At 65.3% G+C, this 19,007-nt stretch carries 19 protein-coding genes; 8 read left to right on the top strand and 11 right to left on the bottom strand.

Translation table 11 applies throughout. The annotated features are described in order from the left end of the window. Window positions 1-192: 192 nt before the first annotated feature. From J2W22_RS22410 to J2W22_RS22450, 10 genes are all read right to left on the bottom strand, one after another. Window positions 193-336: a hypothetical protein gene (locus tag J2W22_RS22410; protein WP_246426095.1), complete on the bottom strand. Its 144-nt coding sequence runs from the start codon at window positions 334-336 to the stop codon at window positions 193-195. 102 nt (window positions 337-438) lie between these two features. Then, entirely contained in the window at window positions 439-768 is a 330-nt protein-coding gene (locus J2W22_RS22415; RefSeq protein ID WP_246426096.1) for a LysR substrate-binding domain-containing protein, read from the bottom strand. Then, entirely contained in the window at window positions 668-1,234 is a 567-nt protein-coding gene (locus J2W22_RS23515; RefSeq protein ID WP_373423010.1) for a LysR family transcriptional regulator, read from the bottom strand. Before J2W22_RS23515 ends, J2W22_RS22415 begins: the two co-directional genes overlap by 101 nt. Beyond that, window positions 1,191-1,529: a DUF6481 family protein gene (locus J2W22_RS22420; RefSeq protein ID WP_183998684.1), complete on the bottom strand. Its 339-nt coding sequence runs from the start codon at window positions 1,527-1,529 to the stop codon at window positions 1,191-1,193. Before J2W22_RS22420 ends, J2W22_RS23515 begins: the two co-directional genes overlap by 44 nt. A 17-nt stretch (window positions 1,530-1,546) precedes the next feature. Next, window positions 1,547-1,765 carry a hypothetical protein gene (locus tag J2W22_RS22425; RefSeq protein ID WP_183998685.1) on the bottom strand — a complete coding sequence of 73 codons (219 nt, stop codon included), beginning with the start codon at window positions 1,763-1,765 and terminating at the stop codon, window positions 1,547-1,549. Window positions 1,766-1,842: 77 nt separating this feature from the next. Next, window positions 1,843-2,049, bottom strand: a complete 207-nt coding sequence (locus J2W22_RS22430; protein WP_183998686.1) for a cold-shock protein — start codon at window positions 2,047-2,049, stop codon at window positions 1,843-1,845. A 510-nt stretch (window positions 2,050-2,559) separates the two neighbouring features. Then, window positions 2,560-5,004 carry a S9 family peptidase gene (locus J2W22_RS22435; RefSeq protein ID WP_307120502.1) on the bottom strand — a complete coding sequence of 815 codons (2,445 nt, stop codon included), beginning with the start codon at window positions 5,002-5,004 and terminating at the stop codon, window positions 2,560-2,562. A gap of 52 nt (window positions 5,005-5,056) precedes the next feature. Then, window positions 5,057-8,107 (bottom strand): TonB-dependent receptor, encoded by a 3,051-nt coding sequence (locus J2W22_RS22440; protein WP_307120503.1) that lies wholly within the window; start codon window positions 8,105-8,107, stop codon window positions 5,057-5,059. Window positions 8,108-8,246: 139 nt separating this feature from the next. Then, a complete protein-coding gene (locus J2W22_RS22445) occupies window positions 8,247-9,221 on the bottom strand; it encodes a FecR family protein (protein ID WP_307120504.1) in 975 nt (324 codons plus the stop codon). 13 nt (window positions 9,222-9,234) lie between these two features. Next, the gene (locus J2W22_RS22450) at window positions 9,235-9,768 is read right to left on the bottom strand and encodes an RNA polymerase sigma factor (protein ID WP_307120505.1); all 534 of its coding nucleotides are present in this window, start codon (window positions 9,766-9,768) and stop codon (window positions 9,235-9,237) included. 780 nt (window positions 9,769-10,548) lie between these two features. Here J2W22_RS22450 and J2W22_RS22455 point away from each other — a divergent pair. The 6 genes from J2W22_RS22455 (at window position 10,549) to J2W22_RS22480 (ending at window position 15,794) form a co-directional block, all read left to right on the top strand. Next, the gene (locus tag J2W22_RS22455; protein WP_307120506.1) at window positions 10,549-10,815 is read left to right on the top strand and encodes a transcriptional regulator domain-containing protein; all 267 of its coding nucleotides are present in this window, start codon (window positions 10,549-10,551) and stop codon (window positions 10,813-10,815) included. After that, window positions 10,703-11,344 (top strand): DNA -binding domain-containing protein, encoded by a 642-nt coding sequence (locus J2W22_RS22460; protein WP_307120507.1) that lies wholly within the window; start codon window positions 10,703-10,705, stop codon window positions 11,342-11,344. The genes J2W22_RS22455 and J2W22_RS22460 overlap by 113 nt, the downstream gene beginning before the upstream one ends. A gap of 173 nt (window positions 11,345-11,517) precedes the next feature. Next, window positions 11,518-11,736, top strand: a complete 219-nt coding sequence (locus J2W22_RS22465) for a hypothetical protein (protein ID WP_307120508.1) — start codon at window positions 11,518-11,520, stop codon at window positions 11,734-11,736. A gap of 731 nt (window positions 11,737-12,467) precedes the next feature. Continuing rightward, window positions 12,468-14,771 carry an MHYT domain-containing protein gene (locus J2W22_RS22470; RefSeq protein WP_307120509.1) on the top strand — a complete coding sequence of 768 codons (2,304 nt, stop codon included), beginning with the start codon at window positions 12,468-12,470 and terminating at the stop codon, window positions 14,769-14,771. Between the two features lie 399 nt (window positions 14,772-15,170). Next, window positions 15,171-15,470 carry a hypothetical protein gene (locus tag J2W22_RS22475; RefSeq protein WP_307120510.1) on the top strand — a complete coding sequence of 100 codons (300 nt, stop codon included), beginning with the start codon at window positions 15,171-15,173 and terminating at the stop codon, window positions 15,468-15,470. A 120-nt stretch (window positions 15,471-15,590) separates the two neighbouring features. Next, the gene (locus tag J2W22_RS22480; protein WP_307120511.1) at window positions 15,591-15,794 is read left to right on the top strand and encodes a hypothetical protein; all 204 of its coding nucleotides are present in this window, start codon (window positions 15,591-15,593) and stop codon (window positions 15,792-15,794) included. Window positions 15,795-15,927: 133 nt separating this feature from the next. On the opposite strand, the gene J2W22_RS22485 is transcribed toward J2W22_RS22480, so the two are convergent. Further along, entirely contained in the window at window positions 15,928-16,326 is a 399-nt protein-coding gene (locus J2W22_RS22485) for a hypothetical protein (RefSeq protein WP_307120512.1), read from the bottom strand. A gap of 469 nt (window positions 16,327-16,795) precedes the next feature. Here J2W22_RS22485 and J2W22_RS22490 point away from each other — a divergent pair, with 469 nt between their 5' ends. Next, the gene (locus tag J2W22_RS22490; RefSeq protein WP_307120513.1) at window positions 16,796-18,355 is read left to right on the top strand and encodes a PAS domain-containing sensor histidine kinase; all 1,560 of its coding nucleotides are present in this window, start codon (window positions 16,796-16,798) and stop codon (window positions 18,353-18,355) included. Continuing rightward, a complete protein-coding gene (locus J2W22_RS22495) occupies window positions 18,352-18,981 on the top strand; it encodes a response regulator transcription factor (RefSeq protein WP_183998702.1) in 630 nt (209 codons plus the stop codon). Before J2W22_RS22490 ends, J2W22_RS22495 begins: the two co-directional genes overlap by 4 nt. Window positions 18,982-19,007: the final 26 nt, after the last annotated feature.

A 19,007-nucleotide genomic window follows, 5' to 3' on the forward strand; every position in this document is an offset into this window, starting at 1 on the left:
TGGCCTGGCGAGGTTCGGACGGCCGTTCCCGGGACTTCGGAGCGCGCGTTGCGCCCTGGGGCGACGGAAAGCAGTGGCCCTGAGCGACGGTGCTCTCGTCAGGCGACCTTGGTCGACTCGCAGTCTTTTGCTGCCCCTTTCTAGCCTTGCGGGGGAGGTGTCCACATCTGTCTTCCACAAAGCGCCATGTGCTCAATCGAGAAAGACCGCCAGCTCCTCCGGGTGGCCCTGCGGGGACAGCTTCGCCAGATAGGCGAGGAACGCAGAGACCCGGGGGCTCAATAGCTGGCGCGAGGGATAGAGCCGCCCATAGGGCAATGTCCGGACCTTCGACATCGCCCCATTTGACCAGCCAGCCTGCGTCCAGGTCACGGCGGACCAGCGACAAGGACAGGCGACCGGCCCCGACACCCTGCAATATTGCATCGCGAACCATAGTCATCGAGGCGAGCGATAGTCGGGCACGACCGGGATCGTGCTCGCCGTTCCATTCCTCCTCAGCGTCCAGCCGGTTCGCGGATCGGCGGATCCTCGCGCCACTATCGGTGCGGGCGCACTCGTCTCGGGAAAGGCGAGGGAGGGCGCCGTCACGACCAGCCGCCGATCGTGCAGAAAGGCCCGGCTGATCAGGCTCTCATTGGGAGGCGGGTTGACGCGGATGACCAGGTCATAGCCTTCCTCGATCATGTCGACGGGGCGGTCGTCGGTCGTCACCTCGAGCCGGACCTCGGGATATTCGAGCGCGAAGCCTGCCGCGATCCTGCCCATCGCGATCTGGGGAGAAGAGGAGGGGCGCGCTGATCCGTAACGGTCCGGGCGGACTGTCGCCGCCCGAGGCGATCGTCGCGGCGGTTTCGTCGAGTTCGGTGAGCAGCGCGCTGGTCCACGCATGAAGCAGTCGAACCTCCTCGGTGAGCTTCAGGTCGCGCGCGCCGCGTTCGAACAGGCGCAGGCCGAGACCGGCTTCCAGCTCGGACACGCGCCGCGACAGGGTTGCCTTGGGCCGGAGCCGAGCAGGGTCAGCAGTATCAGGATCGACCCGGTTGAGACGACAAGATCGCGCGAGCACCGTCGAATTGCCCCTTAGTCTCGGGCGCAAGCGGCGACTGGAGTGCCACCGCTTGCGGATGTGTTCGATGAAACCGCGGTCGGGCGGGCGCGGTGTCTCAGGAAGTGACGGTGTGAGCAGCTTAGCGCGACGACTTGCGCTCCTTGCGTGCAGCGTAACGCGCATCGCGCGCGGCCTTGCGGTCGGCCTCCGTCCGCTCCGGCGCCACCGGCGTCGCGGCGATCTGGGCCGCCTCAGCCTTGCTGGCCTGCTTATGCACTGCGGCCAGAGCACGCGCGGCACGTGCAGCCGTCCGCTTTTCGGCCTCGGTAGCTTCCCGTGCTGCGCGCCGCGCAAGGGCGGCAGCTACCGTCGTCGCATCGGCCTGCGGCTTCGATCGCAGTAGGGCGAGCGCTCTACTCCTGGCCGTTGCGGCAGCCGCGGTACGTTCCTGAAATGTCGGGGTCTTAAATGCGGGCATAATTTCTCCGATATCCGTTACAGACGGCCCAGGCGCGTGGCGGTTCGGACAACCTTGCCCGTGAGTACCTTCGACCCGTAGACCTTGGCGATTTCCGCGGCATCCTCGACATTGTTCATCACAAGACGCGTTCCGCCGGACTGAAGGGTTTCGATTGCGCTGATGCCGATCTTGCGCTTGGCGCAAGCGGCGATGACATGGTCTTGCGTCGCGTTCAGGTTGATCGCTCGGGACATGGCATTCCTTCATGAGTCAGGCCACACCCTTGCGCGACCTGCGGTTGGCTGGGCGAGCGCTAGGCTCGCCCGAACCGTCAGGCGGACTGCAGGTTCACAGCGGAGGTCTTGCCGCGGCGATCGGTCTCCAGCTCGTAGGTAACGCGCTGGTCCTTATCGAGCGTGCGCAAGCCCGCGCGCTCGATCGCGGAAATGTGGACGAACGCATCATCGCCGCCCGTCTCGGGCGCGATAAAGCCGAAGCCCTTGTCAGGGTTGAAGAATTTTACAGTTCCGGTGATCATATGGGTATCCTTTGTCCCATGTATGGCGGGCATGCGCCAAAAGCAGCGCATCCCGGCTTCGAGAGCTAGAAAGGGACAAGGGGAGAGCCGAAGCGGCCCGATATCCGTCGCACGCGACGTCAGCAGATCACATATAAGGATGAGAGGCTGGGTTTATAAGGGCGCTCGCACGAAGAAATAGAACCCGCCTCCTTGGGCGGTTTCACCCTGCACCGCCCCTCCACCGAACCGTCTTGTTCTTTCGACGGTCGCGAATGGTTTGCGCCCTATCAGCGCTTCCCCGATGCGCCGGCCGCGCGCAGCCCGGGCCATTGGTCCTCGAAACGGACGAGACCTCCGAGGGACACCGCTTCACGCCGGTCGAGGGGCCTCGACTTCTAGCAGTCAAAGGAGGCGAACATCCATTGACTGCTTTCCGTTTCATCCACCGCCATCGATGGCCATGCCGAAAGGCCCGCATTTATTGAGTTCTCCGTCGGCGATCGTTGCCTATGCGTTGGAGGCTTGGCGCTATTGGGGGCCGGCATCTTCAAGTGGATTCCGAGACGCATCGAGGAACGCAAAGACATGTGCCCAATAGTCGCGTAGGTTCGCCGGGCTGATCAGGCTGTGGCTCTCGCCCTTGTAGCGCAGCAGCATCGCGTCCTTGCCAAGGCGGTAAAGCGCCAGGAACATGCGCTCGGCCTGTGCCGCCGGCACATAGTCGAGGTCGGAGGTGACCAGCAGCACCGGCACCCGGATGTCCTCGACATGATAAAAGGGGCTGTTCTTCGCATAGCGCGCGAGCGCGGCCCAGGGCGGCACACCCATCCGGCCCTGGCCGCCTTCCGACCAGCCGATCGGGATGGTCAGAGAGATGCCGTTATCTCCATAGTCGATGCGCGGGTCCATCGCGCCATAGACACTGGTGAGGTCATAGATGCCATTGGCGGCGACGACGCCGGCGAAGCGGTCGCTGAGCGCAGCGGTGCCGAGCACCGTATAGCCGCCATAGCTGTGCCCAACTAGAAGCGGCTTGGCGCGCGATATGAGGCCGCTTGCCTGCGCCGCATCGACCGCCTGGGCGATTTCCGCGACGATCGTGGGGAGCGGGTCGCCCGGGCCGGGCGCGAGCGGGATGCTGGGTTGGAGCACCGCATAGCCATGGCCGACCAGCAGCTGCGGATGGGTCATGATCGTCGGCATCGCGGGCCGGGAGTCGGCGGGGGGCGTGGTGCCATAGGGATAGCCGGGGTAGGGGACGACGATCAGCCGGGGCGGCGCGTCGGATCTGGGCGGCAGCAACAGCCAGTGATTGAGGGTCGTGCCGTCCGCGGCCTTGCTGTGCAGCAACACGCGCTTCGGCGGCTCGACCGCAGATAGATGCTGGTTGATCCGGTCGAGCACGCGCTCAGTACCACGCTCGCTCCAGCACAGCGTGCCGACGCCGTGATCGTCCTCCCCATAGCTGAGGAGCCCGCCCGAGGGCGTCATCGCCAGCATCATGCCGCCGTGCGCGATCCTGTCGCTCTGAAGCCGGCCCGTCTGGTCCTCGACCAGGACATGGGCGGCATCGTTGGTGCCGAGCAATGCCATGGCCCGCGCCGGGATGGCATTGATCCAGCGGCGGGTGCCGAGGCTATGGCCATCGAACAGCAGCGGCCGTACCGTGCGGACCGGGCCATCGGCGACGCGTTGGAGCCCGCCGTCCCAGTTGCCGCGCCACAGCCCGCGTACATCGCCGGCATAGAAATGTGCCGTATCGGCGGCGGCCAGTTCGGCAGGCGCCGTCGGAAAATCGGCCGTAATCGCCCGCGCGCCGGTCTTGCCCTCGATACGGTACCAGTCGCGCCGATGGTCGGTGCTGCGCTCGGCGAAGACCAGGGGGCGGTCGCCAGCCCAGCCGGCGGGTACGAACCGCGCGCTGCCGCCGGCGATCTGCGGCACGGCACGGAGCGTCGCCGGCAGCGGCGTGGAGATGGTGTCGCTGCGCGCATCGAACCGGTAGAGCTGGCCTTGTGCCCAGGATTCGCCATCGGCGCGGGCATAGAAGAGCAATTGCGCGCCGGTTGGGGACCAGTGGAGCAAGCTCGGCAGGATATCGCATCCCGGGCAAGGCTGCCGCGGCGTGCCGCGCGCCAGGTCGAGGATCGTCAGGCGCTGGCGGCGTGGCTCGAATGCCGGGTCGATGGCAAGTGCCGGATCGGGCTGGACTGGCCCGCCCTTGTCCAGCAGCGCGAGCTGACGATGGTCGCTCGAGAGCGCGAGGTCGAGCACATCGCCCTGGAAGCGGGTGCGCGTGGCGCCCGTTGCGAGGTTCAACTCGACGACCCGGCGGTCGCGATAACTCGTGCCGCGCGCCAGGAAACGGCCGCTGCCGAGCAAGGTCGAGGCTGGTTTCTGTCCGCGAGCGGTCTTCGCCCAGCCGGCGGCGGCGAAGCGCTGGGCGTTGACGGGGTTCTGGAACAAGGCGGGCAACCCGCCATCTGCCAGCGTCACGACGAGCAGCCGGTCATCGTCCAGCCAGAGCGGGGCCGGATGCGCGTCGGGCAGGTCCGGCACCAGGTCGAGCCAGCGCACTGCGCCGCTCGCCAGTTCGACCACGCCGAGCTGGAGGCGGTTCTCGGCGAAGCGGAAGACCGACAGGCGGCGGCCCGAAGGCGAGAAGTCGCCTGCCCAATAGCCTGTCTTTGGGTCCTGGGCGAAGAGCGGGCGGGCAGGCGCCTTGCCAGCCAGGTCGATCACGAGCAGCTTCGAGACCAGCCGCTTGACGTTCCAGTCATAGCGAAAGTCCGGCGCGCTGTCGAAGCGCGCGCGCCGCTCGACGACCGCGAACTGGCCGCCGGGCTCGACCAGCACTTGCCCATAGCTTTCCAGCCGCAGCAGGTCGTCGATCGTATAGGGCCCGGCTGTCGCCGATCGACTCAGTGTCGGGCACAGCATCAGGCATAGCGCGGCCATCCAGGTGAAGCGCATGGTCGATTATCCAGGTTGGTGAAGGGAAGGCGCGCGGGCCGCTAGGACTGCGTCACCATTTCTTGACGACCTGCAGCGACACGAACCGGCCGATCGGGTCGGCATTGGCCGCGCCATAGCCGAACCCGCTCGGCTGATCGACGAAGGGCGGATCGGCATCGAGCAGGTTTTGCGCATTGAGCGCGAAGCTGAGCCCGATGCGCTCGAACGCCTTGGGCTGAATGCGCAGCTGCGCGTCAAACGTCGTCCAGCTGCCGACCGGGCGCGCCGGGCTGCTCACATCATCGAGGTAGCCGCTGACATGGTTGAGCGTTACCGAGACGCCCCAGCCTTGCCTGTCCCAGCCGGCCGAGGCCCGCAGCCGCCAGGCCGGCGGGTTGGCGATCGTGCCGACCTGCTCGATCCGCGGCGCCAGCGGCGTGATGCGGCGCTGATAGTCGAACATGTGCGAGGCATTGGCGCTGAGCGTGGCGGCGCCGCCGGCCAGGTCGAACGATCCCGCTGCCAGCAGGTCCATGCCCCGCACCACGAGCTCGCTCGAATTGACCAGCCGTCCGTCGAGGATCGCCTTGTAGAATTCGGGCGGGAAGAGCCCTGCGATCAACGAGCCGGGCGCGTTGATCAGCGCCAGCAGCCGTTCGCGGTCGGCGGGGTTCGCGACGGGATCGACCCGGCTGATATAGGGCGAGAAGATCATGTTGGAGAGTGCGTCGCTCAGATTGTCATAGGCTGGCCGCTCGATCCGGTTCTTGAACTTGGTCTGGAACCAGGTCGCCTCGACATGCCAGCGGCGTGCCCAGTTCGGCTGATAGCGCAGATTGAGCGTCAGCGAGCTTGCGGTCTCGGGCTTGAGATCGGGGTTGCCGCCGTAGAGGGTCACGACCGGGGTCAGCACGCCCGCCGCGTCGCGCAGCTGGACATAGGAGACGCTGAGCGCATCGCGTACCTCGCGCAGCACCGGTGCCCGGAACGAGGTGCCCCAGCTCGCCTTGAAGCCGAGCTCCGTGCTCGGTTCCCAGACCAGGCCGAGCTTGGGATTGGTGGTGCCGCCAAAGTCGCTGTAATGTTCATGGCGCACGGCAGCGGAGAGCGTCAGCCGCCTAAGGCCCGGCCGGCCATTATCGGGCCCGAACAAGGGCACCGCCAGTTCGGCAAAGGCCGCGGTGATGTCGCGCCCGGCATGGGTGCCGGTCAGCGCGGTCGGCTTGGTCCCGGAGAAGAAATTCTCGCCGCTGCGCTCGAAATGCTCATGCCGGAAATTGACGCCGAAGGCCGCCTTGATCCGCCCGCCGGGCAGGCGGAACAGACTGCCGTCCGCCTTCAAATTGGCGGTATCCATCACGCTGATCGTGGTGTTGCGCGCGAAACCCTGGCCGATGAAGTCGAGGATCGCCTGGCTGTTGACCAGACCATCGCCATAGGGGTTGAAGAAGCCGTTGGTCGCTGTGCTGAATGCGGTACCGGGATCGTCCGGCAGCGATCCGACGGCTTCCGCGAAATAGGTCGAGTTCACCACATTCTCATAGGCGGTATAGGTCCGCTCCCGGGCGTGGCTGGCATAGGTCTCGGCTTGCCAGTCGCCAAAGGGCGCAACCGTCGCCCCCGCCGTGGCGCTCCACGACGTCACCGAGCCCGGTTGCCGGATCGGGCCGATCTCGCGGGTGAAGGAATAGGCGATCAGGCTGTAGGGCGACCCGTCGGGGCTGACGAAATAGGGGTTGCGGGCATCGACCTGGGCCAGCCCGGTCGAGGCCTGGCCGTTGCTCTCGAAGGACCGGTGCGCATAGCGGCCCTCGGCGAATAGCTGCAGCGTGCCCAGATCCTGCTCGGCGCTGAGATAGGCCGCGTGTCGGTCCTGGCGCGGCAGCAAGTCGGTGCCGACACGGAAATTCTCGAGGTTCTGGCCCGCGAGGAAATCCTTTGGGCTAAGGCCGGTGCCGTTCTGGCCGGTGGGAATGGCAAAGGCCGGCTCGATAGCGCCCGCCGGTGTGATGGTCAGGATTGTGCCGGGATTGGAGAAATAGGAGCGCCAGTCGCTGCCGCCGAACGGCCGCAAGTCGGGCGATCGCGTATAGGCACGCTGGTCGGTGCGCAGGCGGCCACGGTGCATATATTCATAGGCCGCGAGGACATGGCCCGTCGACCAGCTCGCGCCGAGCACCTGGCCGATCTGGACCTCGCTGGCGCCGCCCTGCGTCGCAGTGCCGAGCCGCAGCCGCGTCTCGCCGCCGTCCAATGTCTTGCGCAAGAGGATGTTGACGACGCCGCCGACCGCGTCGGAACCATAGAGCGCCGAGGCGCCGTCGGTGAGGATCTCTATCCGCTCGACCGCCGCGAGCGGGATCAGCGAGATGTCGGCAAAATCGCCTTGCCCGCCCGAGCCCGGCAGGCGGCGGCCATTGACCAGCGTCAGCGTCGCGTCGCTGCCGAGCCCGCGCAGATTGGCGCTGGTGCCAAGGCCGATATTCTGGGTGGTGCGGTCCGCCCCGGTCAGGCTGGTGTCCTCGGTGCCGGTGCCACCGAAATTCTGCGGGAGCGCTGCGATCGCCTCGCCGACCGAGCCATGGCCAGCCCGGTCGATGTCGAATCGGTCGAGCACGACCATCGGCGACGCCCTTTCCGAAATCCCGCGGATGTTCGACCCAGTCACCAGGATCTTGGTGTCGCCATTTTCCTCCTGCGCCGCGCGCGGCGCGGGTGCCGATATGGGCGTGGCGGGCATCGGCGTGGCGCGTTGGGGGCGCGCCGGCTTGGCGGCTGTCCGGGGCGCAGGCACCCGCCGCTGGAACAGTACATAGGCGTTGCCCGCGCGCCGGACCGCGATGCCGGTCCCGCGCAGCAGTTGCGCAAGCGCTTCGTCATCGCCGTAGCGGCCATCGAGTGCCTGGCTGGTTAGACCGGCGACGAGCGTGCTAGGATAGAGAAGCTGGCGATGGGTGATCCGCGCATAGGTGGCCAGCGCCTGGTCGAGCGGTCCCGCGGCGATGTGGAATTCCTGCTGCGCGCGGGCCGACCAGGCCGGGCCCGGTGCGATCATCGCGATCGCCGCCGCCCCCATCAGGCTGAATCGCGTGCTCCCGGCGATGATCGGTTCTTTCCTCACGGTCTTCTCCCCTGCGCGCCGGTATTCCCGGTCGGTCACTCAAATCGCGCGTTTGTGCAGCGATCGAGGAAGCAACGCGGCGGGGAAGGGGTGACCCTGGCTGCTTCGCAGAATAAATTTTGCGGGACGGCTGGGCATGTCAATTACGCGACAGAAGAATCCGATTCTCCTGTGTTCTTTTCTTCAGGTCGAACAGCGCGGAGACCGCCGCGACGAACGAGTCCATGTCGCCGGTCTCGAAGCTGCCGTTGACCTTGGCCCCGGCCAGCGACGGGTCCTCCAGTTCGATCCGGGTCCGGCTATAGCGGTTGGCCTCGGCGATCGCATTGGCGAGCGGTGTGGCATGGAAGACGAGCCGGCCGGTGGTCCAGCTGGTCGCCGCCTCGACATCGACATGGCTGACCGCCAGCGCGCCCGCCGGGCCGATCGTCGCGCATTCGCCAGCGGCCTTGAGCAATGTCGGGGGAACGCCGGCACCGGCATCGACCGAGACGCTGCCTTGCGTGAGCACGACCTGCACGGCTTCGTCGCTGCGGTGCACGTCGAACTGCGTCCCCGCGGCGCGGATCGCGGCCTTGCCGGCGCGGACCTCGAAAGGCCGCGCCGGATCATGCTTCACTTCGAAAAAGGCCTGTCCGCGCTCAAGCGTCACCCGGCGCCCGGTATCGCCGGCATCAACGTGGAGTCGGCTGTCGGTGTTGAGCCGGATCCTCGAGCCATCGCCCAGGCTGACCACCAGTTGCTCGCCGGTCGCGGTCTGATAGGCGCGCGCCATCGGCAGCAGCAGCCAGCTGGCCCCTGCCGCGACCGGTGCCAGGGCGGCGCCCGCCAGCACCGCCCGGCGGCTCGGCCGCCAGCCGCGCGCTTCCGATTCCATCCGCTCGAGCCGGGGCCGGGCGAGCGCGTCGCGCGCCGCCGCGGCGATGTCGGGATCGTCGCCGAGCGCGCGTGCCTGGCGCCATAAGCTCTCGATCTCGGCATAGCGTGCGGCATTGCCGGGTTTGCGGCGCCAGCGATAGAATTCCTCGAGCTCCTCGGTGGTGACCGAACGGTTGTTGAGCCGTGCCAGCCATTCGGCTGCCTGCTCGTCTGCGCGCTCCTCGTCCGTGCCCATGACGTCCCGCCGTTTAGTCGCGCAGCCTGGCCGCGCACATCGCCAACGCTCGGGTCATCCGCCATTCGACGGTCTTGACCGAGATGCCAACATGGCTTGCGATCTCCTCATAGGTCAAACCGGTAAAGCGGCTGAGCACGAACACGTCGCGATAAATCGGCGGCAAGGCGAGGATCGCCTGCTTCATCTCGAGCGCCTCGTGCTGCTCGGGCAGGACCGAAGCGAGGCTCGCCTCGCCTTCCTCGTCGAGCGGCTCGGCCAGGCCGCCACGCACGACATTGCGCCGCATCTGGTCGCGTGCCAGGTTGACCGCGATCCTGAGCAGTAGCGCCTTGGGGTGGCGCGCCGCATCTGCCGGCGCATAGCGCCCCATGCGGACATAGGTCTCCTGGACAATGTCGTCGACATCGAGCGCGGTGGTGCGCAGCCGCCAGGCGAGCACGCGGTTCAGCCAGCCGGCATGGCTGCGATAGAGATGTTCAAGCAGGCTTGCCTGCACCGCCTCGGGCACCTGCGCGTCCTGCTTGTCCGGGCCTGGACCGGCCATGGCATCCTCTCCCCAACGAGACAGGGGCGACGGCCATGCCAAAAATGGAAATCCCGGGCAGCCGCGGCGCGCGGTCATGAACCGGCACGCCGTTGCGGACCCGCGGCCAGCATTGGGCGCGCGGGTCTCGTCGATCTTGCACAGGGGTTTCCACGCCCCTGCCGCCGATGCGTCGGCGGCATGCCCATGCTGGCGCATTGGCGGACTCCTGGCAACTCGTGCCGGAAAGGGAAGGGGCCGGGTGTTGGAACCTCCTGTGCAAAAAGGCCCGCTTGTTGTGGCCGCCCCACGCCCTGCCGCATGTGCGGCGCCCTGGGCTCGAGGACGGTCCCTATTGGGCGGCACCCGGCATCCCGGCCTAGGATGGGATGCCGGGGGGCAGCAAGCCACAGAAGGGGTCGGGTGTTGGAAACCTTTGTGCAAAGGCCCGCTATTTAGGACTGACCCGCTGCCATTACCCTGGCTCCTGGGAACGCCCCTGATTCACGGCACCCGACCGTGTGACCCTGCGCAATTCGGCGATGTGCGGCAAGCGCGATCTTGGCGCGCGCGGACCAGCCGACTCATGCGCGAAAGCTGCCAGGGCCTTGGCAGCGTCATTCCGCGCCAACGGAAGGATTTGCTGGGAGTGCGCCGAATTTTGGCGGGCGGTGCGCAGAAAGTTGCGCATCGTATCTCCGCTCCGAGTCGCGCACGGGCCGCGGCGCGACAAGCCCGCTGCCGCATGCTGCGTTCGCCGCTTGAGGATGGCGACGGGCAAGCATCGCGATGTCTTCGGCTATGGGTGAGGATTGGCGTGACGCCGAGAGCTATCGGCCGCTGCTTGCGCTTGATCGCCATGGCTTCGCCTGGGAGTTCCTGCGCCGCAATCCCGCCTATCGCGCCGAAAGCGCCGCGCCCTCGGTTCTGTCGCGATCTCGCCTTGGTGGGAGCCTTGAGCATTTGCACGCGCCGGCGGGAGGTGCGGCGCGCTGGGGGCTGTGGTTTCCAGGAGGCGCCGGAATGCGACGCGCTCCATGCGCGGATACTCTGGCGCGCCGAGCATGATCGCGGTGTCGTCACCGTGGATGCGATCCCGGCGGAGCAGGGGAAGGACAGCCTCGATATTCGCCGTGTCGGTGTCGATGTGCTGTTGCTGTCGCCCGATGGTGGATCCCGCCAACTGCTGCTCAGCGATGGCCCGCGCCATATCCACCTCGCGTTGCGCGAGGGCAGCTTGCTCGATGGTCCGGTCCGGTTGCGTTACGCATTGGAGGGGCTGGTGGATATCGAGCCCAAGCTGCTCACCGTGCGGCGCTTGGCGGGGCTCTGGCGCCTTGGGCGAATGCCGGCCGAACTGTTCCCGCGCGATCCCCGTGCCCGGCGCTGGATCGAGATGCTGCGCGCGCTTGACGCATCGCGGGACGGCGCCAGTCAGCGTGACATCGCCGCCGCGCTGTTCGGGGCCGCGGCCGTGCGCCGCGATTGGCGGGCCGCTTCCGACTATCTGCGTCTGCGTATCCAACGCCTGGCGCGAAACGGCGAGGCTATGTTGGATGGTGGCTATCTTCGATTGGTGGCCGCGCGTGTCGGTTGAGTGCGGCTTTGAGCTGGAGGACTGCGGTTAGCGTGTTAGGCGCCCGTCTGACGTCGGTCGGACATCCAGCCGCGCCTGCGGCACAGCTACGGCAGTCGCCAGCGCAGGTGACTTTGGCCGCAGGTGACGCTATCCCGGCACGCATGAGGGAACCGCACCAGACGGCCCTGCGCATGCGAGAGGACGGCGCAACATTCCAGGCGATCGGCGAGGCCCTGGGCGTCAGCTCCAGCCGGGCGAACGTGATCTATCAACGCGCGCTGGAAGTGCAGGCGGAAGAGGCGGCCGGGATGGGCGTGCGGGCGATCAGGATCCTGCGGCACTATCGAGGCGATCTGCACGAGCTCGCTCCTTCGCCGCGCGAGACCCTCGTGGCGCGTACACGCTGCTGATCCAAGAGCCGAATTGCCTCCGCCGGCACGCGTACCAAATCATCGCCTGGCTCAACGCCGGAAACCGTGTGAAGCTCTAGGTCGCAGACCCGTAAAAGCCGTCAGTCTGCAACCGCCCCAATGTAAGGCGTTAGGATGGGCAAGCGGGCGATCCCGAAAGCTGCCGTTTGTCACCTTCCTAGTGGCAGCAATTGGGAACGACCGAGATTGAGGAGGCAATAGGAAGGGAGTTGCTGCGAGTTATGAAGCGGGCCCTCCGCGAGCGGTGCAGTGGTTCCAAGGCGGACTTTGGCAAACCACGCACTGCTGCGCCGCCGGCACGAGCGCGGTGGGATTCAAGGCAGCATCAGCTCCGCGAGGTGGGCATGACAGTCTGCCAGTTCGAGATGGCGTTCGCGCAAAGCAGCCTGGGTCGCCCGCTTTGCAAGCTGCCGCTCGCGGTCAGCCGGCTGTATATGATATTTCCGATCTTTCCGACACTTGGGCGTCGCGCACGGAATCATAGTTACCGGCACGCGGTCTTGAAGGAGGGCTCATACGGAAACGCTCCCTTTACGGTACTCGGGGCTATGATTTTGGCCCCTGAGATGAACGTCTGCAGTGTCGTTAATCTTGTCAGTGCTGCGCCGTAGTCGGGCGCCTTGGTAACAAGTAACCAGACTGGAACTGTTCTTGTGAATAAGGCAATCACGGGTAACTTTACAATGGATGGGCCGGCGAGTGACCAAGCGATGATCTTGACCAGCATGCACAATCCCGTGCTCGTGTGCATCTCGATCCTGATCGCCATCGCCGCCTCCTACACGGCGCTCGACCTCGCGAGCCGGGTGCGAGCATCGGAAGGTTGGCTGCGACAGACCTGGCTCTGTACCGCCGCGATCGGCATGGGGGGCGGCATCTGGGCCATGCACTTCGTCGCCATGCTCGCTTTTAGCATGCCGGGCATGGAGGTCGGCTATGACGTCGAACTGACGGTCGCGTCGCTGCTCGTCGCGGTACTGGTCACCGGCATAGGCTTCGCGGTGATGAGTCATGCCCGTGGTGCTATCGCGCCCCTGATCGCGGCAGGCCTGTTCATGGGTCTCGGGATCGTTGCCATGCACTACATAGGCATGTCGGCGATGCAGACACGAGCTACGCTGCGCTACGACCCCGTCTGGCTGACCCTCTCTGTCCTGATTGCGATCGTCGCGGCAACCGCGGCGCTGTGGTTGGCGTCGCGCGAAAGCAAGAGCGTCGTTCGCCTTGGGGCAGCGGTCTTGATGGGCACGGCAATCGCCGGAATGCATTTCGCGGGCATGCGCGCCGCGACCTTCACTATGACCGCAGGCGCGGGCATGGAGCACTCGGACGCCAATGCGACCCAGGCGGGCCTGGCGGTGAGCGTGTCCGGCGCTGCCTTTCTCATCCTGGCGCTATCGCTGGTCGCGGCGATGTTTGATCGGCGATTTGCCCTGCTCGCCCAACGCGAGGCCGAGGCGCTCCGCCAGAGCGAGGAGCGGTTCCGGTCCTTGTACAAGGGCACGCCGCTCCCCCTCCATGCACTCGACCGGTTCGGAGTCATCGAGCATGTCAGTGACGCCTGGCTCGAGCTGATGGGCTACACGCGGGACGAGGCGATCGGACGCCGCTTCGTCGATTTCCTCACCGAGGCCTCGGCGAGCCAGTTTCAACGAGACTGGCCAGAACTGATGCGCAACGGCTCGGCCCACGCGCGCGAATATCGCGGGGTCACCAAGAGCGGCGCGCTTCTTGAGCTCGTCTCCGCCGCCAGGGTGGAGCGGGACGGCGCCGGCAACTTCCTGTACGTTGTTGGCGGGCTGACCGACGTGACGGCGCGCCATCAGGCCGAGCAGGCCCTGCGCCAGGCGCAGAAACTTGAGGCGATGGGGCAGTTGACCGGCGGCATAGCCCATGATTTCAACAATCTTCTCGCGGTCGTGCTCGGCAATCTGGAGTTGCTCCGCAAGCGCGTGCCCGAGGATGCCAAGGCCTTGCGGCTGCTGACGAGTGCTTACGAGGGGGCGGAACGCGGAGCGGCGCTGACCCAGCGGCTACTCGCCTTCGCCCGCCGCCAGGACCTGCGGCCGGAGCCGGTCGACGTCCCCGCTCTCATCCGCGGCATGGCCAATTTGCTGCAGCGCTCGCTGGGGCCGCGCGTGAAGGTCGACACCCAATTCTCCGCGAGCCTTCCATTGGCGCGCGTGGACGCCCATCAGCTCGAGATGGCATTGCTGAACCTGGCGGTGAACGCCCGAGATGCGATGCCGGACGGCGGCTACCTCGACATCGCAGCGTTCGAGGCCGTCCTCGCCGAAGGCGAAATCGCCAACCTGCCAGCAGGGCTCTATGTTTGCCTGATCCTGACCGACACCGGCGAGGGCATGGACCCGGAAACCCTAGCCCGCGCGACGGATCCGTTTTTCACGACCAAAGGCGTGGGCAAGGGCACCGGCCTTGGCTTGTCCATGGTACAGGGCCTTGCCGCCCAGTCGGGCGGCAGCCTTGTGCTGCGCAGCGCGATCGGCCAGGGCACCTGTGCCACTCTCTACCTTCCGACCGCCGAGCGAACGGCAAGGCAAAAGGCAGAACCGGTGCGTCGCGAGGACGCCGAAGCAACCTTGCCGCCCATGACCATCTTGGTGGTTGATGACGATCCGCTCGTACTCGCCAACACGGCAGCGATGCTCGAGGACCTTGGTGCGATGGTGATCCCGACTGCTTCCGGAAGTGCAGCACTGGCCGAACTGCAATGCAGTGCCGTCGATATTGTCGTCGCGGATCAGCTGATGCCCGGGATGACCGGCCTGGAGCTGGTCGAAATGATCCGGGAGGAGCGGCCCGAGATGCCCGTGCTGCTCGTTAGCGGATTCGCTGATATCGATCGCGATGCACTCAAGGATATTCATGTGCTCGCCAAACCATTCACGCAGGAGGCTCTGGCCCGCGCGGTCCTCCTCGTGAAGATATCGACGCTCAATTTCCCGGTGCAAGCGAGATCGCCGACATCGCTGCCGCACGAGCCCAAAGCGTAAGAGACAACGACGGGAGCGCGCTGACTGTGACCGGATGGTATTCGGACCGCCTCAGATCTCTGTTTCCCATGGCAGCCGCCTGCAATCTCGCGAGGTGGCTAGCCCTATGGTCTCCGTCATGCTGGCCTAGCATCTCACCGCAGCTGCCGAAAAATGCAACGGCAGCTAACCACCCAATCTCGGACGCTCGCCTCAAAAGCTGCCGTCTATGGGTTCGGGCCCGGATCACGCGCCCCACATCCCGGGATCTGGGTCCGGCACGAAATCGTCATTGGCGCCGCTTGGCTGTCGACGTGGCGGCAGCGTTGCCCTGCAGGCGCTCATCGCCAGCGCTGGTGACATCGGTACAGCGGATGCTATCGCCCTCACATGAGGGAACGGCACCAGACGGCTCTGCGCATGCGCGAGGAGGGCGCAACATTCCAGGCGATCGGCGACGCGCTGCACGTTAGCGCCAGCCGGGCGAACGTCATCTATCAGCGGGCGTTGGAGATCCAGGCGGAAGAGGCAGCCGGGATGGGCTTGGCGGCGATCCGGATCCTGCGCGACTATCGAGGCGACCTGCACGAGCTCGCCTCCTTGGCTGAGCGAGATCCGCATGGTGCGTGCACGCTGCTGATCCAGGAGCCCAATTGCCTCCGCCGGCACGCGTATCAGATCATCGCCTGGCTCACGGCCGGCAACCGCGAGAAGCCTTGATCAGGCGCGTGCGCGAGATCGCTGCCACCGCGAGGTGAAGTTGCGAGCAGGGCCACCGCTTACCATATATCCGCGTCGCAGAGACTGCATAGCTCTACTTGAAGAAGGAGGGTGAACTCGATGCTAGTGGCGGCGCAACAGGCTATCGTGCGCAAGGCCGGAGCTGCGAAAGCCGTGGTCCAACTCGTCGGCCAGTCCGAATGTCTGAACTTAATCGTCAAGGCAGCTGATGAGTTCGGTATTTCAGCCGAACCTGCTGACGGGGATTTCCACATCATTGTTATCCCGTGGTCGGCGATCACGACGCTATCGTTCGACAGATGAAACTCGGTGCGTCGCCGTGAGCGCCGCGGCGCTCTCCGGCGGCGCTTTCCAAAGCCGGCCGTTCCGCTTTCACCCCAAAGCCTGCCATTGCGCTGCTCGGATCAGCGCCGGAAAGGAGGCGCCTCTTAGTTGATCAAGGGCGGCTGGGTTTGCATTTTCCGGTTATCGACCAACCGCCATCGAGACCACCTCCGGAAGCTTTGAAGATCAGGCTCTTTCGATCGATGTGGAAGGTGGCCGAGTAACCCGGGTCATGGTGAGGAACGCTTCGAACCTGAACCTGCACAAACTCACTGCCAACTGCGACCGCACAGGTGGCTCCTTGAATGCAGAATTCATTGTCTCCATTGCGAATGGAGACCTGCGGACCTTCACCTTCGACGCGGTACCTGGTCTCACGGATCTTTCGAACGCCCTCGTTGCCCTGTGAGCTACCAGTTCCCACGCAGGTGAATATGAAGGATTGCGAATGTGCCGCTTTGCTGCCCGTAGCTCCGGCCAAGGCGGCGACAATCCCGATAAGCGTTTTCACCCACCCTCCGCGCAGTTGTGCGTCAGCTTGTTCGGCAGCATGCCCAAAAGCGGCCCGTCTGCAAACCACCCAATCTCGGACATTCAGCGGCCCGTTTCCGTTGGCTCAACGCAAACGGCGGCTATTGGGTGGAAAGCAGAATAGCAGATTTGCCTTTCGCTAGCCGAAAAGCTGCCATCAAACGGCGCCCGTGAGCTACTTATCTCACCGCGATGCACCTTCTCCTTTGCTGGTTATTGGCACCGTAGGCGGAGATGCGGTCGCTGGCGCCCCCAAGAAGATCTTTGTAGAGTATGGTGATGACCTCGACTGCTTATGAATTGCCTTCTCTGTGAACGCTTGCAAGGGAGGTAGTTAACTGGCGAGCCGGTAAGGGAAATTTTCGGATACATCTATTTTCGATCTTTTGGACGTCAAAGATAACCATTTGAGACGTGACTGCGAATTTGCAATTCGGTAATCTGTTATAATGCCGCCTATTTCACCCACCGGCGCCACCACGGTTGACCGCCGGGCTCCTGCAGATTTGCTAGCGGCATTTGTGGAGAAGGTCGCAGACCGGGCATTGATCCTGTTCGACGCGAGTGGCCGGGTGACGGGGTGGAACAGCGGCGCGGAACTGCTGACCGGCCTGCCGAGAGGCGCTGCGCTGGGTCGGGACCGGGCCTTTCTCTACAGCAAGGAAGATCGCGAAACCGGCAAGCCCGCGCGCGATCTTGCTGAAGCGGCGCAAAGCGGTGGTCGGCGCGAGGAAGTGCACCGCGCCCGCAGCGACGGCTCGGAATTCCTCGCCGATGTGTCGCTTACCGCGCTGCGCGGCGAAGACGGCGCTTTGTTGGGCTTTGGAGAGGTCTTCCACGATATTTCCGAGCACAGGGCCGCCGAGGCCGCTGAACGCAAGGATGCCGAGCAGGCCCTGCAACGCAGCGCGCTACATCTGCGCTCCATCCTTGCCACCGTGCCCGATGCGATGATCGTGATCGACCAAGTCGGCACCATCCTGTCGTTCAGCGCCGCCGCCGAGCGGCTGTTCGGCTACACTGAAAGCGAAGTCATCGGCCGCAATGTCAAGATGCTGATGCCGCAGCCCGATCAGTCGCGGCATGACAGCTATCTGGAGCGCTACAGGACGACGGGCGAACGCCGGGTCATCGGCAATGGGCGCATCGTTGTAGGGCAGCGACGCGACGGCACCGATTTTCCGATGGAGCTAGCGGTCGGCGAGGCCCGGTCCGAAGGCCATCGCATCTTCACCGGCTTCATCCGCGACCTGACGGAAAAGCAGCGTGCCGAACTCAGGTTGGAAGAACTCCAGTCCGAGTTGATCCACGTCTCGCGCTTGTCGGCGATGGGCACCATGGCATCGACCCTCGCGCATGAACTCAACCAGCCTCTGACCGCGATCGCCAACTATCTCGAGGCCAGTCGGGCATTGATCGATCGAGACGCAGCGCAGTACAAGGATATGCTGCGAGAGGCGGTAGATGAATCCTCGAAGGAAGCGCTGCGCGCCGGATCCATAGTCCGCCGCCTCCGCGACTTCGTCGCGCGCGGCGACGTGGAAAAGCATGTCGAGAACCTGCCCAAGCTGATCGACGAGGCCAGCCGCCTCGCGCTGATCGGGGCGAAGGAGCGCGGCGTGAGCGCATCCTTCGCCATCGACGAACGCGCCGACAGTGTCCTGGTCGATCGCATCCAGATCCAGCAGGTGCTGGTCAACCTGATCCGCAACGCGATCGAAGCGATGGCGGAGAGCGATATACGCGAGTTATCCATCACAACCCATGCCGCGCCGAAGGGCATGGTCCGGGTCTCGGTCGCGGATAGCGGCACCGGGATTGCGCGTGAAGTGATGCCGCAACTCTTCCAGGCGTTCACCAGCACCAAGGATCGCGGAATGGGACTGGGGCTATCCATCTGCCGCACCATCGTCGAAGCGCATGGCGGCCGCATCTGGGTCGAGGCTCGTCAGGGCGGCGGCACCATCTTTCATTTCACCTTGATGGAAGCGAGGGCTGAACTCGAATGAAGAATGGACGCGTCGTCCATCTCGTCGACGACGAGGATTCGGTGCGGCGCGGCATCCGCTTCCTGCTGCGCACCGAGGGTTTCGAGGTGGAGACCTATGAGACCGGCGTCGAGTTCCTGAGCAGGGTGCATGAGATCGAAGCAGGTTGCGTCCTGCTTGATGTACGCATGCCCGAGATGGATGGCCTTGCTGTGCAGCGATCGCTGAAGGAGCGCCGGATAACGATGCCGGTTATCGTGATGACGGGTCATGGCGACATCACTACCGCGGTGGCCGCGATGCGGAACGGCGCGGTCGATTTCATCGAAAAACCATTCGAAAAAGCCGTGCTGCTCGCAGGCATCGATGCCGCCTTCCACCGCCTGGATCCGTCGGCATCCCGTTCCTCGCCGCAGGAAGCGGCGCGAGCGCGCCTGATCGCGCTCACCCCACGCGAACTCGCCGTGCTGCGCGGCTTGGTGCGCGGCCTCCCCAACAAGACAATCGCCTATGACCTGGGCATTTCTCCGCGCACGGTGGAACTGCACCGCGCCAACCTGATGAGCAAGCTCGACGCCCGCAGTCTTTCCGACGCTTTGCGCGTGGCCTTCGCAGCGGGTATCGAAGACGATACCGAAGCGACATAGATGCGCCGAACCTCGGAGGTTTCCGG

Origin of the sequence: Sphingomonas kyeonggiensis, from assembly GCF_030812785.1 — a bacterium.
Lineage (GTDB): Bacteria > Pseudomonadota > Alphaproteobacteria > Sphingomonadales > Sphingomonadaceae > Sphingomonas > Sphingomonas kyeonggiensis_B.

What these genes read in the sequence shown, in the direction of transcription:
- J2W22_RS22410 (WP_246426095.1), bottom strand. Translation starts at nt 336, where the DNA reads ATGTCGAAGGTCCGGACATTGCCCTATGGGCGGCTCTATCCCTCGCGC.
- J2W22_RS22415 (WP_246426096.1), bottom strand. Translation starts at nt 768, where the DNA reads ATGGGCAGGATCGCGGCAGGCTTCGCGCTCGAATATCCCGAGGTCCGG.
- J2W22_RS23515 (WP_373423010.1), bottom strand. Translation starts at nt 1,234, where the DNA reads ATGCGCGTTACGCTGCACGCAAGGAGCGCAAGTCGTCGCGCTAAGCTG.
- J2W22_RS22420 (WP_183998684.1), bottom strand. Translation starts at nt 1,529, where the DNA reads ATGCCCGCATTTAAGACCCCGACATTTCAGGAACGTACCGCGGCTGCC.
- J2W22_RS22425 (WP_183998685.1), bottom strand. Translation starts at nt 1,765, where the DNA reads ATGTCCCGAGCGATCAACCTGAACGCGACGCAAGACCATGTCATCGCC.
- J2W22_RS22430 (WP_183998686.1), bottom strand. Translation starts at nt 2,049, where the DNA reads ATGATCACCGGAACTGTAAAATTCTTCAACCCTGACAAGGGCTTCGGC.
- J2W22_RS22435 (WP_307120502.1), bottom strand. Translation starts at nt 5,004, where the DNA reads ATGCGCTTCACCTGGATGGCCGCGCTATGCCTGATGCTGTGCCCGACA.
- J2W22_RS22445 (WP_307120504.1), bottom strand. Translation starts at nt 9,221, where the DNA reads ATGGGCACGGACGAGGAGCGCGCAGACGAGCAGGCAGCCGAATGGCTG.
- J2W22_RS22450 (WP_307120505.1), bottom strand. Translation starts at nt 9,768, where the DNA reads ATGGCCGGTCCAGGCCCGGACAAGCAGGACGCGCAGGTGCCCGAGGCG.
- J2W22_RS22455 (WP_307120506.1), top strand. Translation starts at nt 10,549, where the DNA reads ATGGGTGAGGATTGGCGTGACGCCGAGAGCTATCGGCCGCTGCTTGCG.
- J2W22_RS22465 (WP_307120508.1), top strand. Translation starts at nt 11,518, where the DNA reads ATGCGAGAGGACGGCGCAACATTCCAGGCGATCGGCGAGGCCCTGGGC.
- J2W22_RS22470 (WP_307120509.1), top strand. Translation starts at nt 12,468, where the DNA reads ATGATCTTGACCAGCATGCACAATCCCGTGCTCGTGTGCATCTCGATC.
- J2W22_RS22475 (WP_307120510.1), top strand. Translation starts at nt 15,171, where the DNA reads ATGCGCGAGGAGGGCGCAACATTCCAGGCGATCGGCGACGCGCTGCAC.
- J2W22_RS22480 (WP_307120511.1), top strand. Translation starts at nt 15,591, where the DNA reads ATGCTAGTGGCGGCGCAACAGGCTATCGTGCGCAAGGCCGGAGCTGCG.
- J2W22_RS22490 (WP_307120513.1), top strand. Translation starts at nt 16,796, where the DNA reads ATGCCGCCTATTTCACCCACCGGCGCCACCACGGTTGACCGCCGGGCT.
- J2W22_RS22495 (WP_183998702.1), top strand. Translation starts at nt 18,352, where the DNA reads ATGAAGAATGGACGCGTCGTCCATCTCGTCGACGACGAGGATTCGGTG.